Genomic DNA, 22,217 nt, shown 5'->3' on the forward strand with positions numbered 1-22,217 from the left:
GAACATAAACTGTAAGCTATGGCGGGATGTAGTTCTTGCGGATCCGGTGGTGGAAAGGCGGCAGGGTGTAACAACAATGGCGGCTGCCAAACCGGAGGCTGCAATAAAATGAATGTTTTTGACTGGTTGTCTAATATGGATTTACCAGTAGTAGATAAATTTGATATAATAGAAGTTAGGTTTAAGGGTGGTCGTAAAGACTTTTTTCAAAACTCTGAGAACCTGGAACTCCACACTGGAGATGCTATTGTAGTAGATGTGCCTAATGGTCATCATATTGGCCATGTTTCATTGCAAGGAGAGCTGGTAAGGCTTCAGATGCAAAAGAAAAAAATCGGTCAGGAAGAAATACGCAAAGTATACCGACTTGCACATCAAAAAGATCTTGAAAAGTATGAAGAGGTACAAAAAAGGGAAATGCCCACACTGTACCGAACCAGGCAAATCATAGATGAGCTTAAGCTAGACATGAAGCTGTCAGATATAGAATATCAGGCAGATAACAGCAAGGCCACCTTCTATTACTCAGCTGATGACAGAGTTGATTTTAGAGAACTCATTAAGCACTTAGCTGGTGAATTTAAAATCAGGGTAGAAATGCGACAGATCAGCCTAAGGCAGGAAGCCGGCAGGCTGGGAGGAATTGGCTCTTGCGGAAGAGAGCTATGCTGCTCTACCTGGCTCAGCGATTTCAAGAGTGTATCTACCAGTGCAGCGCGATATCAAAACCTTTCTCTTAACCCCAGTAAGCTTTCAGGCCAATGTGGTAGACTAAAATGCTGTCTCAACTATGAGCTAGACACCTACATGGAAGCCCTGAAAGACATCCCTGAGCTAGAAAAGCCCCTACTAACCGAAAAAGGTGTGGCTAAGCTTCAGAAAACGGACATTTTCAGAAAAATCATGTGGTTCGGATATGATGATGAAAACACTTGGCATCCTATTGATGTTGAAAGGGTTAATGAAATCATTAAGCTGAATAGCAAAGGAAAAAAACCAGCGTCACTGCAAGAAGATGATGTTCCCGGTCAGGGAGAGCACTTCTCGCTTAACAGTGATCTGGAAAAGATGGACAAAAAGTTCAAGAAAAAATCTGGCGGTCCTAAAAAGAAAAGCGGCAACAATAACAGAAACAGAAACAAAAGAAGGAACAACCGCAAACCAAGTAGCAATAGAAACAATAAATGACACGTATCGCATTTATCATTATAATTATTTTTCTAGGAGCCCTTACTGCATGTGATGATAGCAGGGTGTATGAAAAAAACTCAGACTTAGAAAATAAAGAATGGATAGCAGACTCAACAAAGGCATTTGAGTTTGAAATTAAAGACTCCACAATTAGCTATAATATTTACTACAATATTCGGAATACAGTTTCTTACCCATTTCAAAACATCTACGTGCAGTACGCACTTAAGGATAGTACAGATAAGGAACTGGATTCGCAGTTAATAAATAATAATCTCTTCGATGCAAAAACAGGTAAACCATATGGAGATGGCCTGGGAGATGTTTTTGATCATCAATTTCCTATTCTTGAAAATTACAATTTCAAAAGTAATGGCAAATACACTGTAACTTTACAGCAGTTTATGCGCAGAGATACATTGCCTGAAATAATTTCGGCAGGAATAAGAGTAGAAAGAGCAACTGTAGACTAATTTAAGATGAGAATAATTATTGCCGGTGCTGGTGATGTAGGTTTTCACCTGGCTAAGTTATTAGCCTATGAAGAACAAGATATCATTCTTATTGATATGGACGGGGACAGACTACGGCAAGCAGCCAGTAGCTTAGATGTGGGCACCATCAAAGGCAGCAGTACTTCCTACACCATTTTAGAGGAAGCTGATGTGGCCAATGCAGATCTTTTGATCGCTGTAACGGCCTCAGAAGAAACTAACCTTACTACAGCAATTATCGGCAAGCATTTAGGTGCAAAAAAGACAATCGCCCGAATTCAGAACGTTGAGTATCTTTTAAATAAAGAAAAACTTGACCTTCAAGATCTGGGTATTGATGAAATCATCTCTCCGGAATCTTTAGCCGCGAAGGAAATTAAGCGTTTGCTTAAGGAAATAGCCTTAACAGATACCTTTGACTTTGATGAAGGAAAATTATCATTAGTAGGTGTAACTGTAGACGAGAACAGCAAGCTCAAGGATAAAACCCTCATTGAAGCTGCGCATCTCAATCCAAATCAAAATTTTGTTACAGTAGCCATTCTGAGAAATAATCAAACCATAATTCCTCATGGCCACAACAAATTTATTGAAGGAGATCACGCCTATTTCATAGCTCAGCCAGACGGTATAAACACTGTTCTTCAGCTCTCTGGAAAACAAAAGCAGGAGATCAAAAATATTATGATCCTGGGTGGTAGCAAGGTGGGCTTTCATGCTGCCAAAAGGCTAAGCAGGAAGTTTAACGTAAAACTTATCGAGCGAGACAGGGAAAAGTGTCATGAGCTGGCAGATCAGTTAAGAAATGTAATGGTTATTTGTGGTGATGGAAGAGATGTAGATCTTTTACAGGAAGAGGCTATTGAAGAAATGGATGCATTTATTGCCGTTACGGGTAATTCTGAAACTAACATTATATCCTGTCTGGTTGCGAAAAACAATAACGTTAAAAAGACCATTTCACTAGTTGAGAATATTGATTATATACACCTCTCTCAAAATATTGGTGTAGATACCATGATCAATAAGAAGCTGATCGCTGCCAACTTTATCTTCAGATATATAAGAAAAGGTGATGTTATATCACTGACCAGTATTCACGGTGTGGACGCTGAAATCTTAGAATTTATAGTAAAAGCAGGATCTAAAATTACCACCCGAGAGATCAAAGCACTGGAGTTTCCTCCTGGAGCCATCATAGGTGGAGTGGTAAGAAATGGCGTAGGCTATACTACCATGGGAGATTTTCAATTCAGGCCGAAAGACAGAGCAGTGGTATTATGCAGACCTGAATGTATCCATGCAGTGGAAGAATTTTTCAAGTAATCCTTTATATTGAACAGGGAAAAACAGCTCAATGCGTTTTAACATAAAACTAATACTGAACATACTAGGAATACTCTTAGTCTTCAACGGTGTGTTCATGCTCTTATGCGTGCCTTTCTCTCTTTATTATCGAGAAAGCTGGTGGCACCTCACCGCCTCAGGGTTTATTACTGCAGCTGTTGGAGGTCTTATGGTGCTGGGCACTCATAAAAACACTAACAAGGAGCTAAAAAAGAAAGATGGGTACTTAATCGTTACATTGGGCTGGCTCATTATGTCATTCTTTGGAACCATCCCTTACCTCCTTTCCGAATCAATTCCTGACCTTACAAATGCTTTCTTTGAAACTATTTCAGGTTATACTACTACAGGTGCGTCTATTCTAAATAACATAGAAGGGGTTCCTAAAGGCATTCTTTTCTGGAGAAGCCTTACCCAATGGATCGGCGGAATGGGAATCATCGTTTTGGCCGTTGCTATACTTCCTATATTAGGTATTGGCGGTATGCAGCTTTTTGTAGCTGAAGCTCCCGGAATTTCACCTGATAAAATGAAACCCAGAATAAAAGAAGTAGCCAAAAGGCTCTGGTTCATTTATTTGGGTTTAACCGCTGCTGAAACTTTACTCCTGGCACTAGGCGGAATGACTTTCTATGACGCCATCAACCATTCATTAACAACTATGGCTACCGGTGGCTTTTCTACAAAAAACGCCAGTGTAGCCTACTATGAGTCTGCTTACATTCAATATGTAATCATCATATTCATGTTTTTGGCTGGCACTAACTTCACCATCACCTATTTCGGGTTGAAAGGCAAGTTTAGAAAGGTGTGGGATAATGAAGAGTTTAGAAACTATCTCTATATCACGGTAATTCTATCTGTATGCATTTCTTTCTTTGTATTCTCCTCCAAATGGGAAGGCTTCGAAAAATCATTTAGAGATTCATTATTCCAAGTAGTTAGCGTAATTACCACTACTGGATTCGTTAGTGCAGATTACACGGCTTGGGCACCATTTTTAACTATAATTTTCTTTCTCCTCATGTTTACCGGCGCCTCAGCAGGTTCTACAGCAGGTGGAATAAAAATAGTAAGACACACCTTGCTCTTCAAAAACTCTTTCCTGGAAATGAAGAGACAACTACACCCATCAGCCATTATTCCTGTAAGACTAAACGGTATGGCTGTTAGTAGGGACATCACGTATAATGTCCTGGCTTTCATTATGATATATCTATTAGTATATGGTGTAGGTGTATTCCTTTTATCCTTTACCGGAGAAGAATTTGACACCGCGCTTGGTGCAGTTGCTACCTGTTTGGGTAACATAGGACCGGGGCTTGGAGCTGTAGGACCGGTGGATAATTTTTATAACATCACACCTTTCGGTAAATGGTTATTGTCATTCCTTATGTTACTGGGTAGACTAGAGCTCTTCACTGTATTGATGCTATTCAATAAGAACTTCTGGCAGAAGTATTAAACCCGTTCATTTGAGACATTCACAGGATTGATCTCTATCTTTGAACTCAAATTTCTGAAAAGTGTTTTGCAACTAAAACGTAATTGAAATGGCTTTTTTATTCACAGATTTTGAAGGTTGGAAAAAATACACCGAGAAGCATGACATGAAGCTTTTCGAAACAGTATTAGAATACGAAGAAGATCAAAAAGGAAGGTCTGTCAGTGAGATTCAGGCTGGTTTACAAAGGGCCTATCAGGTGATGAAAGAGGCCGTTGAAACAGGACTTACCGAGGATATGAGCTCCAGATCTGGCATGATCAATAACGGAGCAAAAAAGGTTTTTCAACATGACAAAACCGTACTTTCGAAAGAATTTCAAAACCTAATATCAAGAGCACTTGCTGCTAAAGAAGTAAACTCATGCATGGGCAGAGTGGTAGCCGCTCCTACTGCTGGAGCTTCAGGCATTCTACCCGGCACGCTATATACTTTACAGGAAATCCATAACCTGGATGATGACAAAATCATAGAAGGCTTACTTGTAGGAGCTGGAATAGCCTTAATCATTGAACAAAAGGCATCACTAGCCGGAGCTGTTGGTGGTTGCCAGGCAGAAACGGGAAGTGCGGCGGCTATGGCATCCGGAGCTATAGTTTATTGCCTTGACGGCTCTATCGATCAGATATTTAATGCAGTAGCCATTACCATTCAGTGTATGCTTGGCTTAGTTTGCGATCCTGTGGCAGGACTTGTAGAAGTACCTTGCGTGGTTCGAAATGCAAGTGCGGCTGCCATAGCAAACTCATCTGCTCAAATGGCTCTGGCCAACCTAAGCGGCGTGATTCCTGTGGATGAATGTGTGGATGCCATGGGTGAAGTAGGCCAAAGCATGGAAAGTAAATACAAGGAAACTGCTCTTGGAGGTTTGGCTGCTACGCCTACCGGTCAAAAGATTTCTAAATCTGTACTGATTCAAGACATAGAAATGCTGCCTGACGAAGACAGTAAAGACTAATTCTATTGCATAAAGCTGGGTAGTATCTGAGCACCGAAAAAGTGGATGATGCTAGAAAAGAAGCAGGCCCAGAAAATCGCACTGAGCAGCATTACAAAAATGATTTTTTCCTTCGGAGTGCCCATACTACTCAAAAGTATAGTGCCTCCTATGGGGGTAAAGATTATAGGCGTTAAGGCAGCAACGCCAATAATTCCGTACTTCTTCCAAATAGTAACGAACCTGCGACTGCGCTTACTAAATTTTCGCTTTTTCCTAAAGAAACGTGGAAACACTTTTTCTCTTAAAAGCTTTCCTAAAAAAGTGAAAATGAAAACGGAACACATCATTCCTGTAATGGTAATGAGAATAGTAGAAAGCAAGCTAAAACCACCGGCAAACCCCAATGTTGGGCCCGCAATAAATTTTAGCATGGTAAGTAAAATAATGGTTACTACTTTCAGAATCTCCTCTTGCATCTTAGATGATCACAGTATAGGTGTACACTACGTACAAAACTAATAATATAGCCCCTGAGATTCTACCTACTGAGCGTTTATATAACATCATCGGTAATAAAATAAGTGTAACGATGAGCATGGCTACCATATCATGATGTATGATCTGCTTACTCACATGTATATCCTGGATGATACTGGTAATACCGAGTATAGAAAGGATGTTGAAGATGTTTGACCCCATGAGATTACCCAGGGCTAAATCTGTTTCTTTTTTTACAGAGGCCACAATAGCTGTAACCAATTCAGGCAAGCTGGTTCCCAGAGCTAACACAGTAATGCCAATTACCCTTTCGCTCACACCAAGTGAAGTAGCCATAGATTTGGCACCACCTACAAACCATTCTGCACCGAAATATAATCCCAAACAGCCTAGAGCAATTCTGAAAATATCTTTCCACAAACTTCTGGAGGGAGCAGGCACATCCACATCGGCCTCTTCCAAGCCCATTTTTGCTTTTGTCTCCCTACGAGATTTTCGAATGATAAAGACGGTGTAACCAATAAGAAGAATGAGAAATATTATTCCTTCATAAGTTTTTATCATGGCTACGTCTTCCTTCACCACAAAGTATAGTAGCAGTGAACTACCCATAGTTACAGGCCAATCAATCTTTATACTGTCAGCCTGTACTTTTATAGGACCTATAATTGCGGTGATACCCAGAACCAAACCAAGATTACAAATATTAGATCCCACCACATTACCCATGGTCATGTCCGGGCTACCATCTAATGCTGCTTTTATGCTTATAAGAAGTTCTGGCGCTGAAGTTCCAAAGGCTACAATAGTAAGCCCAACCACCAGTGGAGAAATGTGCGATCTTAAGGCTATGCTGGAGGCTCCTCTCACTAGCAAATCTCCTCCTACTATAAGGATGAAGAGCCCGACTATAAGCATTCCTATTTCTACTAGCATGAAACCTATTTACAATTTTGGACCAAAACAAAGATCACCAGCATCACCTAAACCGGGAACGATATAAGCTTGTTCATTCAGCTTCTCATCTACTGCTGCCGTCCAGATAGTATGATCCATTTTTAAATTCTGCGAAATATAGTCAATTCCCTCCGGTGCAGCAACCGCTGCCGCAATGTGTATATGAGATGGCTTCCCGCTCATAGCCAGGGTGTTAACTGATGTTAGCAATGATTTTCCTGTTGCCAACATAGGGTCCACCAGTATCACAGTTTTGTTGTCTAAAGAATTAGTCGCTTTATACTCTAAGGTGGCTTCTATTTCATCTCCATCCTCTACCCGATAAGCACCAATAAAACCAACATCAGAAGTATCAAAAACTTCCATAAACCCATCCAAAAATGGAGTTGCGGCTCTCAAAATTCCAATGATTACCGGCCTTGAATTAATCAGATCTATACTTGTATCAGAAAGCGGCGTAGTTACCTGAGTTGCTTCATATTGAAGACTCTTAGATATTTCATAAGCCATGATCATTCCTAACCTTTTTAAGTTATTTCGGAATTTCAATCGGTCCTTTTGAATATCTTTATGCCGCATTTCATACAAAAAATGATTGATTGCGGACGGTGAGTTGTTGAGGATATTTAACATGCAGCGATACTGTGTATTCGGGGTTTCAGTATTCAAAACTTTGAATATAGGTAAAATTAAAAAATATACACATCTTACCCCTCTTAAATAAAATTATATATCAATATTAACCTTTTTTATGGAGCTTCTTCATACCCTATGTAAAATTCACTCTCCTTCTGGAAACGAAGGACCGATTAAAAAATTTTTACTGGACTACATAAATAAAAATAAAAGCACCTGGAAACAGGTTCCTGAAGTGTATGCTGATGATGAGGAGCTCCAAGATTGTATCATCCTAAAATTTGGCAATCCTAGAACTGCAGTTTTTGCACATGTAGACTCCATCGGATTTACGGTTAGGTACCAAAACCAACTTGTGCCAATAGGTGGACCAGATGCTCAGAGTGGATACAAACTTGTAGGTGAAGACAATTTCGGCCCAATAGAATGCGAACTTGAAGTAAATAAAGATCATCAGCTCTTTTATAAGTTTGGCCGCCCTATAACTACCGGCACAGATCTCACCTTTAAATGTGAGTTTGATGAAACAGAAGAATATGTCACCTCCTGTTACATGGATAACCGCTTAGGAGTTTATAATGCGCTAAAACTAGCTGAGGACCTGACAGATGGCGTTATAGTATTTAGCACCTGGGAAGAGCATGGTGGTGGTTCAGTACCATTTCTGGCAAAATTCATCTATGAAAACTGGAAAGTAAGACAAGCTTTAATTGCTGATATAACCTGGGTTACTGACGGCGTGCATCCAGGAAAAGGTGTGGTAGTCTCTATGAGAGATAGAAACATCCCGAGAAAAGCCTTCATTAACAAAATATTAGAAAATGCCACAGACTCTGGCATCGATTTCCAGCTGGAAGTAGAAGGCAGTGGCTCCAGTGACGGCAGAGAGTTACAGACATCGCCCTACCCTTTTGACTGGTGCTTTATAGGCGCTCCGGAGGAAAATGTACACTCTCCATATGAGAAGGTTCATAAACATGACATTTCCTGTATGATTGACATGTATAAATACCTCATGAAGGTACTTTAGAGCATAAAAATAGAGGTCATTACTATTTAAAATTTAATTTTTATATTTGCAGGCCTTTTGGAAACAAAAGGCTTTTTTATTCACACTATGATTATCAAGGACAAAGAATTTGTAAAGTATATCAGTGCTCAAGACCTTACCGGCAGGATTAAAGAGCTGGCAAGTGCTATAAACACTGACTATGAAGATAAGCGCCCCTTGTTTATAGCCATACTTAATGGCTCATTCATGTTCGCGGCAGATTTGTTGAAAGAGGTAGATGTAGCTTGTGAAATCTCCTTTGTTAAGGTAGCCAGCTATGAAGAGATGGAAAGTTCTGGAAATGTAAAACAACTCATCGGCCTTAACGAACCTATCTTTAACAAAGATGTTATCATTATCGAAGACATAGTTGATACAGGTAGAACCATATCTAAGATATTAGATGAGTTTCTTTCTCTGGGAGCTAATTCTGTAGAAGTGATCACTCTTTTACAAAAACCAAACTCCAATGAATTAGGTGACAAGATCAAATATATTGGTTTTGATATCCCTGATGCGTTTGTTCTGGGCTACGGCTTAGACTATGACGGTTTGGGAAGAAACTTAAAAGACATTTATCAACTGAAGGTCTAATACCTTTATTTCCGTTATATTTAAGTAAAAATTCAACTCATGTTAAATATAGTATTATTCGGCCCTCCCGGTGCAGGAAAAGGCACGCAAAGCGAAAACTTAATTAACAAATACAACCTTACTCACATTTCTACAGGTGATTTATTTAGAAAACACCTGAAAGAAGGGTCCGATTTAGGCAAGCTTGCCCAAAAATATATGGATGACGGCTTCTTAGTCCCTGATGAAGTAGTTATCGGCATGGTTGACGACAAGATAAAAAACACACCAGACGTAAACGGCTTTATTTTCGACGGTTTCCCAAGAACTGTAGCTCAGGCTAAGGCTTTAGATGAGCTTATGAGTAATAAAGGCACCCCTATTTCTGGCATGATTGCGTTAGAAGTTCCTTTCGAAGAGCTGAAAACAAGATTATTAGAAAGAGGAAAAGTTTCTGGCCGTGTAGATGATCAGAACGAAGAAAAAATAGACAACAGAATTAAAGTTTATTTAGACGAAACTTTACCTGTTTCTGAATATTACAAAGAACAAGATAAGTTTAGCGCTATAGACGGTGTAGGTAGCATAGATGGAATCTTTGAGAAGATTTGTGAAGTGGTAGATTCATTAAGTGTAGAAAAATAAGCCTGCGTGTCATCATCAAACTTTATTGACTACGTAAAATTTTGCTCCCGCTCCGGTGCGGGAGGTGCTGGTTCGGCGCATTTCCGTAGAGAAAAGCACGTACCTAAAGGTGGACCTGATGGCGGTAACGGTGGTCGTGGTGGCCATATCATTGTCAGAGGGAATGCCCAACTATGGACTTTACTCCATCTAAAATATAAGAAGCACGTAATAGCCAGCGATGGTAAACCCGGCGAAGGTGGCAAAAGAAGTGGTGCCGAAGGAGAAGATATTATCCTTGAAGTACCTCTCGGCACTGTGGCCAAAGATGCTGAAACAGGAGAAATCCGTTTTGAAATAACTGCTGACGGTGAAGAGAAAATCCTGACAGAAGGTGGACGCGGTGGTTTAGGAAATGAGAATTTCAAAACCGCCACTAACCAGGCCCCTCGCTATGCGCAACCTGGAGAAAGCGGCCAGGAAGAATGGATTATCCTGGAATTAAAACTACTGGCCGATGTAGGTCTGGTAGGCTTTCCAAACGCGGGTAAATCTACTCTCCTTTCTGTTTTGTCAGAAGCAAAACCTGAAATTGCTGACTATCCTTTCACCACACTTACTCCTAACCTGGGTGTGATTCCATACAGAGATTATAAATCTTTTGTAATGGCTGATATACCAGGAATCATTGAAGGGGCTGCTGAAGGTAAAGGGCTAGGCATCAGATTCCTACGGCACATAGAGAGAAACTCCATACTTCTTTTTATGGTACCTGCAGACGCCAAAGATGTAAAGGAAGAATACGAAGTACTTTTAAAAGAGCTTAAGAAATACAACCCTGAGCTACTGGACAAAGAGCGTCTTCTGGCTGTTACTAAATCAGACATGCTAGATGATGAACTAATAGCTGAAATGAAAACCGAACTTCCTGAAGGCATCCCTCATATATTCATTTCTTCCGTGGCTCAAAAAGGCCTGCTAGAGCTTAAAGACATGCTCTGGAAATCCCTGAATAAATAATTGTGTCATAATGTCATAGATTACTGTTTGGCAGCATAATTGTCCAACACAGTAATATTCATTAAGAAAGAACTACATTAACCATGAAAAAGGAGAAAATAGATAAAAACGAGACAGAAGAAAACGTTAAATCAGGCACCGAAACGGCAGAGGTGAATGAAGCTCCTGACAATAAAGAACAAGAAGCTACTGAAGCTAGCACTGATGAAGACAATACGGCAGATGCTGAATTGGAGCGTTTAAAAAGTGAATTAGCGGAAAGCAAAGATAAATATTTGAGGTTATACTCTGAGTTTGAAAACTATAGAAGAAGAACTTCAAAAGAGAAATTAGACCTGGTACAAACGGCTAATGAAGATTTAATGCAGGCATTATTGCCAGTTATGGATGATTTTGAAAGAGCAGAAAAATCCTTTGATGACGAAAGCACAAATCTTGACTCCGTAAAAGAAGGTATTGGTCTTATCTCAAATAAATTCAAGAAAACGCTGGAGCAAAAAGGCCTTAAACCTATGGAAGGTAAAGAGGGAATGGAGTTTGATTCAGAATTACATGAAGCAATTACACAAATACCCGCTCCTAAAGAAGAGCTGAAAGGCAAAGTGGTAGATGTAATTGAAAAAGGATATTTATTAAAAGAAAAAGTTATTCGCTACGCCAAAGTGGTAGTAGGCAATTAATATTTTCTTTAACAGAGACTAAATAATATGGCGACGAGAGATTTTTACGAGATACTAGGTGTAGATAAATCTGCTTCACAGGATGAAATAAAAAAGGCTTACAGAAAAGTAGCCATTAAATTTCACCCTGATAAGAACCCAGACAATCCGGAAGCGGAAGACAAGTTCAAAGAAGCAGCCGAAGCCTATGAAGTATTAAGCAATCCAGAAAAGAGGCAGCGATATGACCGATTCGGACATGCTGGCATGAACGGCGGTGGCGGTTTTGGCGGCGGTGCTGGTGGCATGAACATGGACGATATATTCTCTCAATTCGGTGACATATTTGGAGGTGGAGGCGGAAGCCCATTTGATAGTTTCTTTGGTGGCGGTGGCGGCCGAAGACGTCAAAGAAAAGGTTCTAACCTTAGAATAAAGCTTAAACTTACCCTTCAGGAAATTGCCGAAGGTGTAGAGAAAAAAATAAAAGTAAACCGATTAGTTAAGGCTGATGGTGTTACTTTCAAAACTTGTGGCACCTGCCAAGGAACTGGTCAGGTAAGAAAAGCTGTAAATACCATGCTGGGACAAATGGTATCTACAAGCACCTGCCCTACTTGTGGTGGATCAGGACAGCTGGTAGATCAAAGACCTCCAGGTGTTGACAGCTCAGGTTTACAGTCTAAAGAAGAAGTAATCAGCATTAAAATTCCTGGCGGTGTAGCTGACGGCATCCAGCTTTCTATGTCAGGAAAAGGTAACGAAGCTCCTGGTGGAGGCATTCCTGGCGACCTTTTAATCGTTGTAGAGGAGAAGGAAGATGATCAGCTGATTAGAGAAGGAAATAATGTGATCTTTGACTTATACATCAGCTTTGTTGATGCTGCCTTAGGAACGTCTGTAGAAGTACCAACAATAGGTGGTAAAGCAAGAATAAAGATAGATCCAGGTACTCAAAGTGGTAAAATCTTGAGACTCAGAGGAAAAGGTATTTCAGACCTAAATGGTTATGGCAAAGGAGATCAGCTGATTCATGTGAACGTATGGACTCCTAAAACATTAAGTTCTGATGAAAAAGCTACCTTAGAAAACCTTCGGGATTCGGATAACTTTAAACCAAAGCCAAGTAAGAGCGATAAGAGTATCTTCGGAAAGATGAGAGAATTCTTTGAATAATCTCATATAGCATAAAATTGAAGGGGCGATGTAAGATATTGCCCCTTTTTTTATGAAAAATTTTTAAGTCTTCTGTAACTCAAGCCTTTAAACACCGTATTAACTCTTCATGCGGAGAAGACTTTTTTTATTAGGTGTTGGCCTTATCAGTGCTACAACTTCGTTTTCACAGATAAAGAAGCAGTTTTCTGTCGATGATGACAGTAAAATTGAAAAGGTAGAACTGAATTTTAGTATGAAGAGCGGTAGCTGTATCGTAAAACCGAGCATCAACTCTCAATTACTAAATGTATATACAAATCAGAAAGAGGACAATTACTCACACACGTATAATAAATCTACTGAAAACGGCATTTGCAATGTCAACCTTCATTTAGACGGCAATAGGTCTGAAGGTTTAAGCCAATCTATCTCCTACCGCATGTTCGGGGGCTCTGATGACAATGATCAGAAACTCTGGAAAGTTTACCTCAAAGAAGAAAGACCATACGATTTATTACTCAAATATGGTATCGGTCAGGCCAACATAGACCTTTCAGGCCTTTCCGTAGAAAAATTAAAAGTTTATACAGGCAGTGCAGACATTAATATTGGTTATTTATCTGGTAAAGATAATGCCGTAGTTATGGATACCTTTTATGTAAAGGTAGATTTAGGCTCTGTAAATGTAAAGCAGCTCAATTTATCAAAATCAAAGCATGTAGTAGCTGATATCGGCTTTGGAAACTTGCTGCTAGATTTTAGCGATAAACCACAAGTAGCCAGCACCATTAAAGGTAGTGTAGGCGCAGGAAACCTTCTCATCATGCTGCCTGAAGATAACATCCCCGTTATTGTAACAGTAAATGACTCCTGGCTTTGCCGAGTGAAACTCACTAAAGCATTCAAAAAACTAGATGATAATACTTTTGTAAACGAAGCCTATGACGCTGATGCCAAAAACCTGCTTAGCTTTAATTTAGATGTAAGCATGGGTAGCATCGTCTTTCAACAGAAGTAGTTCACCGTCAGCCCAATTAATCTTCATTTAGTTATTTTTAAAACCGCTTAATCAAGGTTTGTAGGTCTTTCTATTTTATTTTCTGAAGTTTAAGAAAAGTTTTTCTTTAAAAGTGTAATATTATTTTCACTTTGGAGACTAACACCAAGACATCAATCTTAAACTTGAAGTATATTGGAAGCACTAATAGCAAAGAACATCACCAAAAAATATGCTGAACACACAGCATTGGATGATGTGAGTATCAGTATTTCTCCCCAACGCATTTATGGATTGTTAGGCCCCAACGGCGCCGGCAAAACCACCCTGATCAGAATTATTAATCAAATAATAGCAGCTGATGAAGGTGAAGTACTTGTGCATGGAGAAAAACTCAGCCAAAAACATATAGCCATGATCGGCTACTTACCGGAAGAACGTGGCCTTTATAAAAAGATGAAAGTTGGCGAGCAGCTAGTTTACCTTGGCCAACTTAGAGATCTTTCCAGAAAAGACGCCATCTTAAAAAGTAAAGCCTGGACCAAAAAACTAGGCATTCATGACTGGTGGGATAAAAAGATAGAAGACCTTTCTAAAGGTATGGCTCAGAAAATTCAGTTTATCTCTACTGTACTACATGAGCCTAAACTGATCATTCTAGATGAACCATTTTCAGGCTTTGACCCTGTTAATGCAAACCTCATAAAAGATGAAATACTAGAGCTGAGAGAAAAAGGAAGCACCATTATTTTTTCCACTCACAGAATGGAATCTGTAGAGGAGTTATGTGATGATATAGCACTGATCAATAAATCCAAGCTCATATTATCTGGCACTAAAAAGGATATTAAAAACTCTTACAGGTCCAGCACCTACATAGTAGATCACAAAGGGCCGATCCAAGGACTACCTGCGGAATATATTATTAAAGGCGAAACTTCTTTAGATGATGGCTTACTTCAAACCATAGTACAAATGCCTAAAGAGTATAGTCCAAACCAATTACTCTCTACTATGATCGGCACTACAGAAGTGCATTCATTCGTAGAAAAAATACCAAGTGTAAGTGAAATATTTATCTCATTAGTAGAAGGAGGCAGCCATGAATAAAATGTTTTTAATATTACAAAGAGAGTTTTTAAGTAGGGTAAAGAAAAAATCTTTCCTACTTACCACTATTCTGGTTCCCTTAATTTTCCCTTTGCTTATTGGAGGAATAGTTTACCTAATAAGCAAGGAGGAATCCAATGCTAAAATAAAAACTGTAGAGGTACTGGATGAAAGCGGCAGCTTTAACATGGACAGCCTTAGCAAATACAAGTTCACACCTGTAACTGGCGATATAGAACAGGCTAAAACAGCATTTAAAGAAAGTGATGATTTTGCACTTCTCTATATCCCTAGCTATGACATTGAAGATCCCCAAGGATTCACGCTATATTCTAAAAGCAATACTCACTTCAGTATTATAAACGATTTAGAAGATAAAATTAGAGAATCGATAAAAGAAAAAAAGCTAGAAGCCTATCAGGTTGATCCTCAAATTTTAGAGAAACTTAAAACTAAAGTCAGTCTTAAGTCCCTAAACATCAGCGAAGACGTTGAAGAGGAAAGCAATGGAATGCTTTCTCTGGCCATTGGATACGGAACAGGATTTCTCATTTACATTTTCATGTTTGCCTACGGTGGACAAGTAATGCAAGGGGTAATTGAAGAAAAGAGTAATAAGATTGTAGAAGTAGTTGTCTCAACAGTAAAACCCTTTCATCTTATGATGGGGAAAATTCTGGGTGTTGCTGCTGTAGGTTTATTTCAGGTATTGATTTGGATAGTGCTTATGGGAACTATCTATTTAACCGTAACTAGCATCCTGGGATTAGAAATGCCACAAGCTGATCAAATATCTCAAGCCTCTGAAATGGCCGCTCAGTCATCACAAGGCGCCAAATTCATGCAAACAATGGCTTCCATTCCAATAGCTCAAATCATATTTACATTTATATTTTTCTTCCTAGGTGGATATTTACTTTATGGCTCTCTATTCGCAGCAGTTGGCTCAGCAGTAGATACTCCAGCTGAGGCTCAGCAATTCATGATGCCTATTATGCTTCCTTTAATTATAGGAATCGTGGGCATGAACAGTGTAGTTTCTAATCCTGATGGAGCAGTAAGCTTTTGGCTTTCAATTATACCATTCACCTCACCAATTATTATGATGGGTAGAATTGGCTTTGGTGTGCCATGGTGGGAGCTTGTACTCTCTATGGTCCTGCTAATAGCTGGTTTCATTGGTACGGTGTGGCTATCAGGCAGAATATACAGAGTAGGTATATTAATGCATGGAGTTAAAGTGAATTACAAAACTTTAGCTAAGTGGTTTATGATGAAGAACTAAAATTAGTCTTTCAATAAATGTCTAAACCGGATAGTGTTTTCTATCCGGTTTTTTTTATTTTAATTTTCCATGTTCATATGGCAAATAAAGGCACATCTCCGGGCGCAGAATTTTACTACGACAAATCAAAGCTTAAATGGATTGTTCTGTCGGTTTCACTGGTAATTAGTATTGCCTCCATTTATTACACTGACATACTCATTGACCAGCTTAAGGATAGAGAAAGGAAACAGATAGAGCTGTTTGCCAGAGCTTTAGAATACTCTGCCAATCAACCACTGGAAAGTGAAACCTACTTTTTTGTAACGGATCAAATCTTGTTTCAAAACAATTCTATACCGACCATTTTAGTTACTGAAAACGGAAAAATCAGCGCCGCCAAAAATATTGATATAGACTCCTCTAAAACTCAGGTACAGATTAATAAAGTGCTTTACACTGAGCTGGAAGAAATGCGTGAAAGCTATGAACCGATTGAAATCCAACTTCGCGATGATAAAACCGATGAAGTATATGGCATTCAATATGTTTATTATAAAAATTCCTTCCTCCTCAATCAGCTAATGTACTACCCTTACATTCAGCTTGGGGTTATAGCCATTTTCGGTTTTATAGCTTACATGGCTTTTAATTATTCTAAAGCTGCCGAACAAAATCGTGTATGGGTAGGGCTTGCTAAGGAGACTGCTCATCAGCTGGGTACTCCTATCTCATCACTCATGGCCTGGGTAGAATACTTTAAAGATCAAGCTTCAGCTGAAGACAAAGTACTGCTCAACGAGTTGGACAAAGACATATATAAGCTTCAAATCATTACGGAGAGATTCTCAAATATTGGGTCGGCGCCAGTGCTTACCGAAGAAAATATAGAAACCATTATCAGGTCCACTATAGCTTATTTAAAGCCTCGAATTTCATCCAAAGTGAATATGAGAGTGGATGCCATATCTCCGAATATTATGGCCATAGTAAACCCACCTCTTTTTGAGTGGGTTATTGAAAACCTCTGTAAAAACGCAGTAGACGCTATGGGAGGTGTTGGCTCGCTAAACATCCAGATACTACGTGGCAGTGACTACAGAGTATTTGTAGATATTGAAGACACCGGAAAAGGCATTCCAAAATCCAAAATAAAACAGATTTTCAATCCGGGTTTTACCACCAAACAACGCGGCTGGGGCCTTGGACTAACCTTAGCCAAGAGAATCATAGAAGTTTATCACGAAGGAAAGATTTTCGTGAAAAATTCCGAAGAGAATAAGGGCACCACCTTCAGGGTAGTTCTGCGCACTGACTCCTAAATATTAGGTATCAAGGCTTTTATTGTATTAAAAATAAGTTTGATTTATGTAGATTAAAGCTTAGTTTTGCGGACTGAAATTATAGAGGCACTAAATCATTTCTATCAAATAACATAAAATGGCAAATATTGGTAAAATTACCCAGGTAATCGGCCCGGTTGTAGACGTTAGCTTTGATGCTGAAGGAGCTAAGTTACCTAATATCTTAGATTCATTAGAAGTAACTAAAGCAAACGGCCAAAAAGTAGTACTTGAATGTCAACAGCACTTAGGAGAAGACCGAGTGCGTACCATTTCAATGGAAAGTACTGAAGGTCTGGTAAGAGGAATGGAGGTTACTGATACAGGAGCTCCTATTAACATGCCTACGGGTGATGACATTAAAGGTCGTCTTTTTAACGTGGTAGGTGAGGCAATAGATGGTATTGCTCAGCCAAGCGGAACGACTAGTCTTCCAATACACAGACCAGCACCTAAGTTTGAAGATCTTTCTACAGCTACAGAAGTACTTTTTACAGGTATTAAAGTAATTGACCTTATTGAGCCTTACGCAAAAGGTGGTAAAATTGGTCTTTTCGGTGGAGCCGGTGTAGGTAAAACTGTACTTATCCAGGAGCTAATCAACAACATTGCAAAAGCTTATTCAGGTCTTTCTGTATTTGCTGGTGTAGGTGAAAGAACTCGTGAGGGTAACGATTTGCTTAGAGAAATGATTGAAGCTGGTATTGTTAGCTACGGTGAAGGTTTCATGAAGTCTATGGAAGAAGGCGGATGGGATCTTTCTACAGTAGATAGCGAAAAACTTAAAGAATCTAAAGCAACCTTCGTATTCGGTCAGATGAATGAGCCTCCAGGAGCTCGTGCAAGAGTAGCCCTTTCTGGTCTTACTATTGCTGAGTACTTCCGTGATGGTGATGGCGAAGGTCAAGGAAAAGATATACTTTTCTTCGTTGATAATATATTCCGATTCACTCAGGCGGGTTCTGAGGTATCTGCACTTCTTGGACGTATGCCTTCTGCAGTGGGTTATCAGCCTACTCTTGCTACTGAAATGGGTGCTATGCAGGAAAGAATTACTTCTACAAAGAAAGGATCAATTACTTCAGTACAGGCGGTTTACGTACCTGCGGATGATTTAACTGACCCTGCTCCTGCTACTACTTTCGCTCACCTTGATGCTACTACAGTACTTTCAAGAAAGATTTCTGAGCTAGGTATCTACCCAGCGGTAGATCCATTAGATTCTACTTCTAGAATCTTAAGCGAAGAAGTACTTGGATCTGAGCATTATGGATGTGCACAAAGAGTAAAAGAAATTCTTCAGAGATATAAAGAACTTCAAGATATCATCGCCATCCTTGGTATGGATGAGCTTTCTGATGAGGATAAAGAAGTTGTTCACAGAGCTAGAAGGGTACAGAGATTCTTATCTCAGCCTTTCCACGTAGCTGAGCAGTTTACAGGTATCCCTGGTGTTCTTGTTGATATCAAAGATACTATCAAAGGCTTCAACATGATTATGGATGGTGAATTAGATCACCTACCAGAAATGTCATTTAACCTTGTAGGCTCTATAGAACAAGCTATAGAGAAAGGTGAGAAAATGCTTGCTGAAGCTAAATAATATAAATCTTTAATAGGTGCTCTTTAAGGGCACCTTTACCACATAACTGTAGCAGTAAAATGTTATTAGAAATAGTTACTCCAGCCAAAAAAGTATTCGAAGGTAGTGTTACCATAGCTACATTTCCAGGTGTAGATGGTTCATTCCAGGTTTTAAATGACCACGCTCCTCTAGTGAGTACTTTAGAGGAAGGGAAATTATCTTACAAAACTTCTGGTGGAAAAGAAGGCAGCATCACTATCACTGGTGGTGTAGTAGAAGTTCTTAATAATAAGATTGTAGTATTAGCTGATGGTTTGGTGGAAACACCTGCTTAAAGGTTAATAACAAAAAATATAAATGAAGCTCTGGATGAAAATTCAGAGCTTTTTTATTTCCTACCGGTCATGCGCCTGAACATACGCTTCTCAAAAGCCCAGAAAAACTGGAACTGACCAAATATAAATCCATATATCAAAAGGATAATATTATAGATTGGGAAGATGAGGATATAGTAAGTAAGGGTAAACACCCAGGTACGTTCACTTTCTGGAACAATTAAATTGAGTATGGGAGCTTTCAGAAAGAAAACAGTGAAGCCAGTACAAGCAAAAACCACTAGAATGAGAATAGCCCTGACAGTATTTACCTGCCATCTGTTCTCTAATCTATCTAGCCATTGAGGTTTTTTCATTTCCCCCCAAATAAACCCCAAATTTGATCTTTAGGCAAGGGAGCGGTTATATTTAAAGGTTCTTTTTTTACCGGATGCTCAAAGCTTACAAAACGACTGTGCAGATAAATATCATTACTATGGGCCTTGTCTCCTCCATACTTCAAATCACCAAGTATATTACAGCCAATTTTAGCCAGCTGAACTCTTATTTGATGCGGCCTACCAGTTTGAAGAGTGATCTCAAGCATATAATATTCAGCCACTCGGCCGATAAGTTTATATGACAAAACGGCCTGTTTGGCTCCACTTACCTTTTTATTGAAGGCAGAAGTTTTATTGATTTTAGTATTTTTCTTCAGCCAATGAGTAAGCTCATCCTGAGTTTGTGGCGGTCTATGTGTAGTGATAGCCCAGTATGTTTTTTGAATATCTCTTTCTTTGAAAATTTTATTCATCCTTTCCAAAGCTTTAGAGGTTCGCGCTAAAACTACTGCCCCGCTAACAGGCCTATCTAAACGATGTACCACGCCTAGAAAAACATCGCCAGGCTTATTATATTTCTTTTTGATGTACTCTTTAGCATCATCCCCCAGGGTTAAATCCCCAGTTTTATCTGCCTGAACAAGCTCACCCCCCTGCTTATTTATGATAAGCAGGTGATTATCTTCATATAAAACATTCTTAGAATCTAGCACAGCTCTTAAAATTCAGAAGTAAAATGAAACTCTATGTCAGGGAAGTTATCCTGCACCATGGTAAGCCATGATCTTGATTCAGCCATAAATACCCACTTACCGTCCTTATCCTTAGCGATATGTCTGAATTTGGATTTTATAAATTCGTTGAGCTGCTTTTTATCTTTACTACTAATCCAGCAAGCTTTGTAAAGATTCATCGGCATGAAATCACAAGATGCTCCATACTCATTTTTCAGCCTGTGCTGGATTACCTCGAACTGTAATGCTCCCACGGTACCAACCACCTTTCTAGCCCCAAGCTCATAAGTAAACAGCTGAGCTACACCCTCTTCCATCAGCTGATGTAATCCCTTATCAAGCTGCTTGGTCTTCATAGCATCCTTATTGATCACCTCTTTAAAAATCTCGGGCGAGAAACTAGGAATTCCTTTGTACATACCCTTTTCACCTTCCGAAATGGTGTCTCCAATCTTCAGGTTTCCAGTATCATAAAGACCAACAATATCTCCTGGCCAAGCTTCCTCCACCAATTCCTTTTCCTGAGCCATGAATGCGGTAACATTAGAAAATCTAATTTTCTTATCAGTTCTCACGTGATAATAGTTGGTACCTCTTTCAAACTTACCCGCACAGACTCTGATAAAAGCGATACGGTTCCTGTGGTTTGGGTCCATGTTAGCATGGATTTTAAAGATGAAGCCAGAGAATTTATTTTCATCAGGCTCTATTAAACGCTCTTCAGTTTCTCTGGACTTAGGCGCAGGAGCCAATTCTATAAAGCAGTCTAAAAGCTCTTTAACACCGAAATTATTAACAGCACTACCGAAAAATACCGGAGCTACATTTCCTGCCAGATATTCATTCACATCAAACTCTGGATATACTCCTTCTATTAGCTCTACATCCTCTCTAAGCTGAGCGGCATAATTCTCACCAACCTCCTCATCTATGCGAGGGTCATTAATATCTGCAATTTGAATACCGTCGCCCTCCACCTTTGTTTTACTAGCCGTAAAAAGATGCAAGCTTTTATTAAACAAGCTGTATACACCTTTAAAAGTCTTACCCATACTTATAGGCCAGCTTAAAGGACGAACCTTTATATTAAGTTTTTCTTCTATTTCATCTAAAAGATCATAAGGATCACGACCTTCCCTATCTAGTTTATTAATGAAGCAGAGCACAGGCGTATTTCTCATTCTACACACCTCCATTAGCTTCTCAGTCTGAATCTCTACCCCCTTCACGCAGTCTATTACCATGATCACGCTGTCAACTGCCGTAAGTGTGCGGTATGTATCTTCAGCAAAATCCTGGTGACCAGGAGTATCCAGCAAATTGATTTTCTTGCCGTTATAATTAAATCCCATCACAGAGGTGGCCACTGATATACCTCTCTGCTTTTCTATCTCCATCCAGTCAGAGCGGGCATGCATCTTAATCTTATTAGACTTTACCGCACCAGCAGTCTGAATAGCACCTCCAAATAAAAGTAGCTTTTCAGTAAGTGTGGTTTTTCCGGCATCCGGGTGACTGATAATTCCAAAGGTTCTGCGCTTCTCTATTTCTTCTTTCAGTGCCATGGGCTAATTCTATAATTTGAATTGATCTGCAAAGATAGATATTTCATAGAATCTTGGCAGGAACAGCATTAAATATATAAGATGTACTATCATATAATGGCCGATGGAAAAAACTACGCTTAAGCCATGATGATTGAATACTCAGATTAAGGAACAATTAGCCACCATTACCACACCAGAGGGTAACTTGCAAATTATTTTATAACCTGAAATTTCATAAGGGTTACTAAATTAAAATTACTAGTATAAAGCTTTGACTAGCAGTTACTTAACTCGCAAGCTCAAACATTTTTTAAAATAAAATATCCTAAA

The 22,217-nt window shown here is 39.4% G+C and carries 23 protein-coding genes; 17 read left to right on the plus strand and 6 right to left on the minus strand.

The window, feature by feature from the left end; genetic code table 11:
* The first annotated feature begins 18 nt into the window (after nucleotides 1-18).
* The 5 genes from LVD16_RS01175 to sdaAA all read left to right on the plus strand — a co-directional run bounded on the left by LVD16_RS01175 (nucleotide 19) and on the right by sdaAA (nucleotide 5,494).
* Nucleotides 19-1,188: a PSP1 domain-containing protein gene (locus tag LVD16_RS01175; protein ID WP_233771752.1), complete on the plus strand. Its 1,170-nt coding sequence runs from the start codon at nucleotides 19-21 to the stop codon at nucleotides 1,186-1,188.
* Nucleotides 1,185-1,664: a gliding motility lipoprotein GldH gene (locus tag LVD16_RS01180; RefSeq protein WP_233771753.1), complete on the plus strand. Its 480-nt coding sequence runs from the start codon at nucleotides 1,185-1,187 to the stop codon at nucleotides 1,662-1,664. Before LVD16_RS01175 ends, LVD16_RS01180 begins: the two co-directional genes overlap by 4 nt.
* 6 nt (nucleotides 1,665-1,670) lie before the next feature.
* Nucleotides 1,671-3,011, plus strand: coding sequence for a Trk system potassium transporter TrkA (gene trkA, locus LVD16_RS01185; protein ID WP_233771754.1), 1,341 nt, complete (start codon nucleotides 1,671-1,673; stop codon nucleotides 3,009-3,011).
* Nucleotides 3,012-3,042: 31 nt separating this feature from the next.
* Nucleotides 3,043-4,497 (plus strand): TrkH family potassium uptake protein, encoded by a 1,455-nt coding sequence (locus tag LVD16_RS01190; RefSeq protein ID WP_233771755.1) that lies wholly within the window; start codon nucleotides 3,043-3,045, stop codon nucleotides 4,495-4,497.
* Between the two features lie 88 nt (nucleotides 4,498-4,585).
* On the plus strand, nucleotides 4,586-5,494 hold the full coding sequence (gene sdaAA / locus LVD16_RS01195) for an L-serine ammonia-lyase, iron-sulfur-dependent, subunit alpha (RefSeq protein WP_233771756.1): 909 nt from the start codon (nucleotides 4,586-4,588) through the stop codon (nucleotides 5,492-5,494).
* Between the two features lie 2 nt (nucleotides 5,495-5,496).
* On the opposite strand, the gene LVD16_RS01200 is transcribed toward sdaAA, so the two are convergent.
* The 3 genes from LVD16_RS01200 to upp are packed head-to-tail and all read right to left on the minus strand — an operon-like array spanning nucleotide 5,497 to nucleotide 7,564.
* Nucleotides 5,497-5,952, minus strand: a complete 456-nt coding sequence (locus LVD16_RS01200; protein WP_233771757.1) for a hypothetical protein — start codon at nucleotides 5,950-5,952, stop codon at nucleotides 5,497-5,499.
* Between the two features lies 1 nt (nucleotide 5,953).
* A complete protein-coding gene (locus LVD16_RS01205) occupies nucleotides 5,954-6,910 on the minus strand; it encodes a calcium/sodium antiporter (protein ID WP_233771758.1) in 957 nt (318 codons plus the stop codon).
* A gap of 9 nt (nucleotides 6,911-6,919) precedes the next feature.
* Nucleotides 6,920-7,564 carry a uracil phosphoribosyltransferase gene (gene upp / locus LVD16_RS01210; protein ID WP_255697939.1) on the minus strand — a complete coding sequence of 215 codons (645 nt, stop codon included), beginning with the start codon at nucleotides 7,562-7,564 and terminating at the stop codon, nucleotides 6,920-6,922.
* A 118-nt stretch (nucleotides 7,565-7,682) separates the two neighbouring features.
* On the opposite strand from upp, the gene LVD16_RS01215 reads away from it, so the two are divergent.
* The 12 genes from LVD16_RS01215 (at nucleotide 7,683) to atpC (ending at nucleotide 19,286) form a co-directional block, all read left to right on the plus strand.
* Nucleotides 7,683-8,597 carry a M20/M25/M40 family metallo-hydrolase gene (locus tag LVD16_RS01215; RefSeq protein WP_233771760.1) on the plus strand — a complete coding sequence of 305 codons (915 nt, stop codon included), beginning with the start codon at nucleotides 7,683-7,685 and terminating at the stop codon, nucleotides 8,595-8,597.
* Nucleotides 8,598-8,684: 87 nt separating this feature from the next.
* Nucleotides 8,685-9,212, plus strand: coding sequence for a hypoxanthine phosphoribosyltransferase (hpt, locus tag LVD16_RS01220; protein WP_233771761.1), 528 nt, complete (start codon nucleotides 8,685-8,687; stop codon nucleotides 9,210-9,212).
* A gap of 39 nt (nucleotides 9,213-9,251) precedes the next feature.
* Nucleotides 9,252-9,836, plus strand: a complete 585-nt coding sequence (locus LVD16_RS01225) for an adenylate kinase (RefSeq protein WP_233771762.1) — start codon at nucleotides 9,252-9,254, stop codon at nucleotides 9,834-9,836.
* Nucleotides 9,837-9,842: 6 nt separating this feature from the next.
* Nucleotides 9,843-10,835: a GTPase ObgE gene (obgE, locus tag LVD16_RS01230; RefSeq protein ID WP_233771763.1), complete on the plus strand. Its 993-nt coding sequence runs from the start codon at nucleotides 9,843-9,845 to the stop codon at nucleotides 10,833-10,835.
* An 83-nt stretch (nucleotides 10,836-10,918) separates the two neighbouring features.
* Nucleotides 10,919-11,515, plus strand: a complete 597-nt coding sequence (locus LVD16_RS01235; RefSeq protein ID WP_233771764.1) for a nucleotide exchange factor GrpE — start codon at nucleotides 10,919-10,921, stop codon at nucleotides 11,513-11,515.
* Between the two features lie 27 nt (nucleotides 11,516-11,542).
* The gene (gene dnaJ, locus LVD16_RS01240; protein ID WP_233771765.1) at nucleotides 11,543-12,670 is read left to right on the plus strand and encodes a molecular chaperone DnaJ; all 1,128 of its coding nucleotides are present in this window, start codon (nucleotides 11,543-11,545) and stop codon (nucleotides 12,668-12,670) included.
* A gap of 109 nt (nucleotides 12,671-12,779) precedes the next feature.
* A complete protein-coding gene (locus LVD16_RS01245) occupies nucleotides 12,780-13,670 on the plus strand; it encodes a toast rack family protein (protein WP_233771766.1) in 891 nt (296 codons plus the stop codon).
* A gap of 174 nt (nucleotides 13,671-13,844) precedes the next feature.
* Nucleotides 13,845-14,759 (plus strand): ABC transporter ATP-binding protein, encoded by a 915-nt coding sequence (locus LVD16_RS01250; RefSeq protein WP_233771767.1) that lies wholly within the window; start codon nucleotides 13,845-13,847, stop codon nucleotides 14,757-14,759.
* Nucleotides 14,752-16,044 carry an ABC transporter permease gene (locus LVD16_RS01255; protein WP_233771768.1) on the plus strand — a complete coding sequence of 431 codons (1,293 nt, stop codon included), beginning with the start codon at nucleotides 14,752-14,754 and terminating at the stop codon, nucleotides 16,042-16,044. Before LVD16_RS01250 ends, LVD16_RS01255 begins: the two co-directional genes overlap by 8 nt.
* A gap of 77 nt (nucleotides 16,045-16,121) precedes the next feature.
* Nucleotides 16,122-17,345, plus strand: a complete 1,224-nt coding sequence (locus LVD16_RS01260; protein ID WP_233771769.1) for a sensor histidine kinase — start codon at nucleotides 16,122-16,124, stop codon at nucleotides 17,343-17,345.
* A gap of 118 nt (nucleotides 17,346-17,463) precedes the next feature.
* Nucleotides 17,464-18,969 carry a F0F1 ATP synthase subunit beta gene (atpD, locus tag LVD16_RS01265; protein WP_233771770.1) on the plus strand — a complete coding sequence of 502 codons (1,506 nt, stop codon included), beginning with the start codon at nucleotides 17,464-17,466 and terminating at the stop codon, nucleotides 18,967-18,969.
* Between the two features lie 59 nt (nucleotides 18,970-19,028).
* Nucleotides 19,029-19,286, plus strand: coding sequence for an ATP synthase F1 subunit epsilon (atpC, locus tag LVD16_RS01270; RefSeq protein ID WP_233771771.1), 258 nt, complete (start codon nucleotides 19,029-19,031; stop codon nucleotides 19,284-19,286).
* Between the two features lie 53 nt (nucleotides 19,287-19,339).
* Here atpC and LVD16_RS01275 read toward each other — a convergent pair whose 3' ends face one another.
* The 3 genes from LVD16_RS01275 to LVD16_RS01285 are packed head-to-tail and all read right to left on the minus strand — an operon-like array spanning nucleotide 19,340 to nucleotide 21,905.
* Entirely contained in the window at nucleotides 19,340-19,642 is a 303-nt protein-coding gene (locus LVD16_RS01275; protein ID WP_233771772.1) for a DUF6787 family protein, read from the minus strand.
* Nucleotides 19,639-20,319: an RluA family pseudouridine synthase gene (locus LVD16_RS01280; protein ID WP_233771773.1), complete on the minus strand. Its 681-nt coding sequence runs from the start codon at nucleotides 20,317-20,319 to the stop codon at nucleotides 19,639-19,641. The genes LVD16_RS01275 and LVD16_RS01280 overlap by 4 nt, the downstream gene beginning before the upstream one ends.
* Before the next feature lie 5 nt (nucleotides 20,320-20,324).
* Nucleotides 20,325-21,905, minus strand: coding sequence for a peptide chain release factor 3 (locus LVD16_RS01285; protein WP_233771774.1), 1,581 nt, complete (start codon nucleotides 21,903-21,905; stop codon nucleotides 20,325-20,327).
* Between the last annotated feature and the right edge of the window lie 312 nt (nucleotides 21,906-22,217).

This window comes from Fulvivirga ligni (assembly GCF_021389935.1).
Lineage (GTDB): Bacteria > Bacteroidota > Bacteroidia > Cytophagales > Cyclobacteriaceae > Fulvivirga > Fulvivirga ligni.

What these genes read in the sequence shown, in the direction of transcription:
- LVD16_RS01175 (WP_233771752.1), top strand. Translation starts at nt 19, where the DNA reads ATGGCGGGATGTAGTTCTTGCGGATCCGGTGGTGGAAAGGCGGCAGGG.
- LVD16_RS01180 (WP_233771753.1), top strand. Translation starts at nt 1,185, where the DNA reads ATGACACGTATCGCATTTATCATTATAATTATTTTTCTAGGAGCCCTT.
- trkA (WP_233771754.1), top strand. Translation starts at nt 1,671, where the DNA reads ATGAGAATAATTATTGCCGGTGCTGGTGATGTAGGTTTTCACCTGGCT.
- LVD16_RS01190 (WP_233771755.1), top strand. Translation starts at nt 3,043, where the DNA reads ATGCGTTTTAACATAAAACTAATACTGAACATACTAGGAATACTCTTA.
- sdaAA (WP_233771756.1), top strand. Translation starts at nt 4,586, where the DNA reads ATGGCTTTTTTATTCACAGATTTTGAAGGTTGGAAAAAATACACCGAG.
- LVD16_RS01200 (WP_233771757.1), bottom strand. Translation starts at nt 5,952, where the DNA reads ATGCAAGAGGAGATTCTGAAAGTAGTAACCATTATTTTACTTACCATG.
- LVD16_RS01205 (WP_233771758.1), bottom strand. Translation starts at nt 6,910, where the DNA reads ATGCTAGTAGAAATAGGAATGCTTATAGTCGGGCTCTTCATCCTTATA.
- upp (WP_255697939.1), bottom strand. Translation starts at nt 7,564, where the DNA reads ATGTTAAATATCCTCAACAACTCACCGTCCGCAATCAATCATTTTTTG.
- LVD16_RS01215 (WP_233771760.1), top strand. Translation starts at nt 7,683, where the DNA reads ATGGAGCTTCTTCATACCCTATGTAAAATTCACTCTCCTTCTGGAAAC.
- hpt (WP_233771761.1), top strand. Translation starts at nt 8,685, where the DNA reads ATGATTATCAAGGACAAAGAATTTGTAAAGTATATCAGTGCTCAAGAC.
- LVD16_RS01225 (WP_233771762.1), top strand. Translation starts at nt 9,252, where the DNA reads ATGTTAAATATAGTATTATTCGGCCCTCCCGGTGCAGGAAAAGGCACG.
- LVD16_RS01235 (WP_233771764.1), top strand. Translation starts at nt 10,919, where the DNA reads ATGAAAAAGGAGAAAATAGATAAAAACGAGACAGAAGAAAACGTTAAA.
- dnaJ (WP_233771765.1), top strand. Translation starts at nt 11,543, where the DNA reads ATGGCGACGAGAGATTTTTACGAGATACTAGGTGTAGATAAATCTGCT.
- LVD16_RS01245 (WP_233771766.1), top strand. Translation starts at nt 12,780, where the DNA reads ATGCGGAGAAGACTTTTTTTATTAGGTGTTGGCCTTATCAGTGCTACA.
- LVD16_RS01255 (WP_233771768.1), top strand. Translation starts at nt 14,752, where the DNA reads ATGAATAAAATGTTTTTAATATTACAAAGAGAGTTTTTAAGTAGGGTA.
- LVD16_RS01260 (WP_233771769.1), top strand. Translation starts at nt 16,122, where the DNA reads ATGGCAAATAAAGGCACATCTCCGGGCGCAGAATTTTACTACGACAAA.
- atpD (WP_233771770.1), top strand. Translation starts at nt 17,464, where the DNA reads ATGGCAAATATTGGTAAAATTACCCAGGTAATCGGCCCGGTTGTAGAC.
- atpC (WP_233771771.1), top strand. Translation starts at nt 19,029, where the DNA reads ATGTTATTAGAAATAGTTACTCCAGCCAAAAAAGTATTCGAAGGTAGT.
- LVD16_RS01275 (WP_233771772.1), bottom strand. Translation starts at nt 19,642, where the DNA reads ATGAAAAAACCTCAATGGCTAGATAGATTAGAGAACAGATGGCAGGTA.
- LVD16_RS01285 (WP_233771774.1), bottom strand. Translation starts at nt 21,905, where the DNA reads ATGGCACTGAAAGAAGAAATAGAGAAGCGCAGAACCTTTGGAATTATC.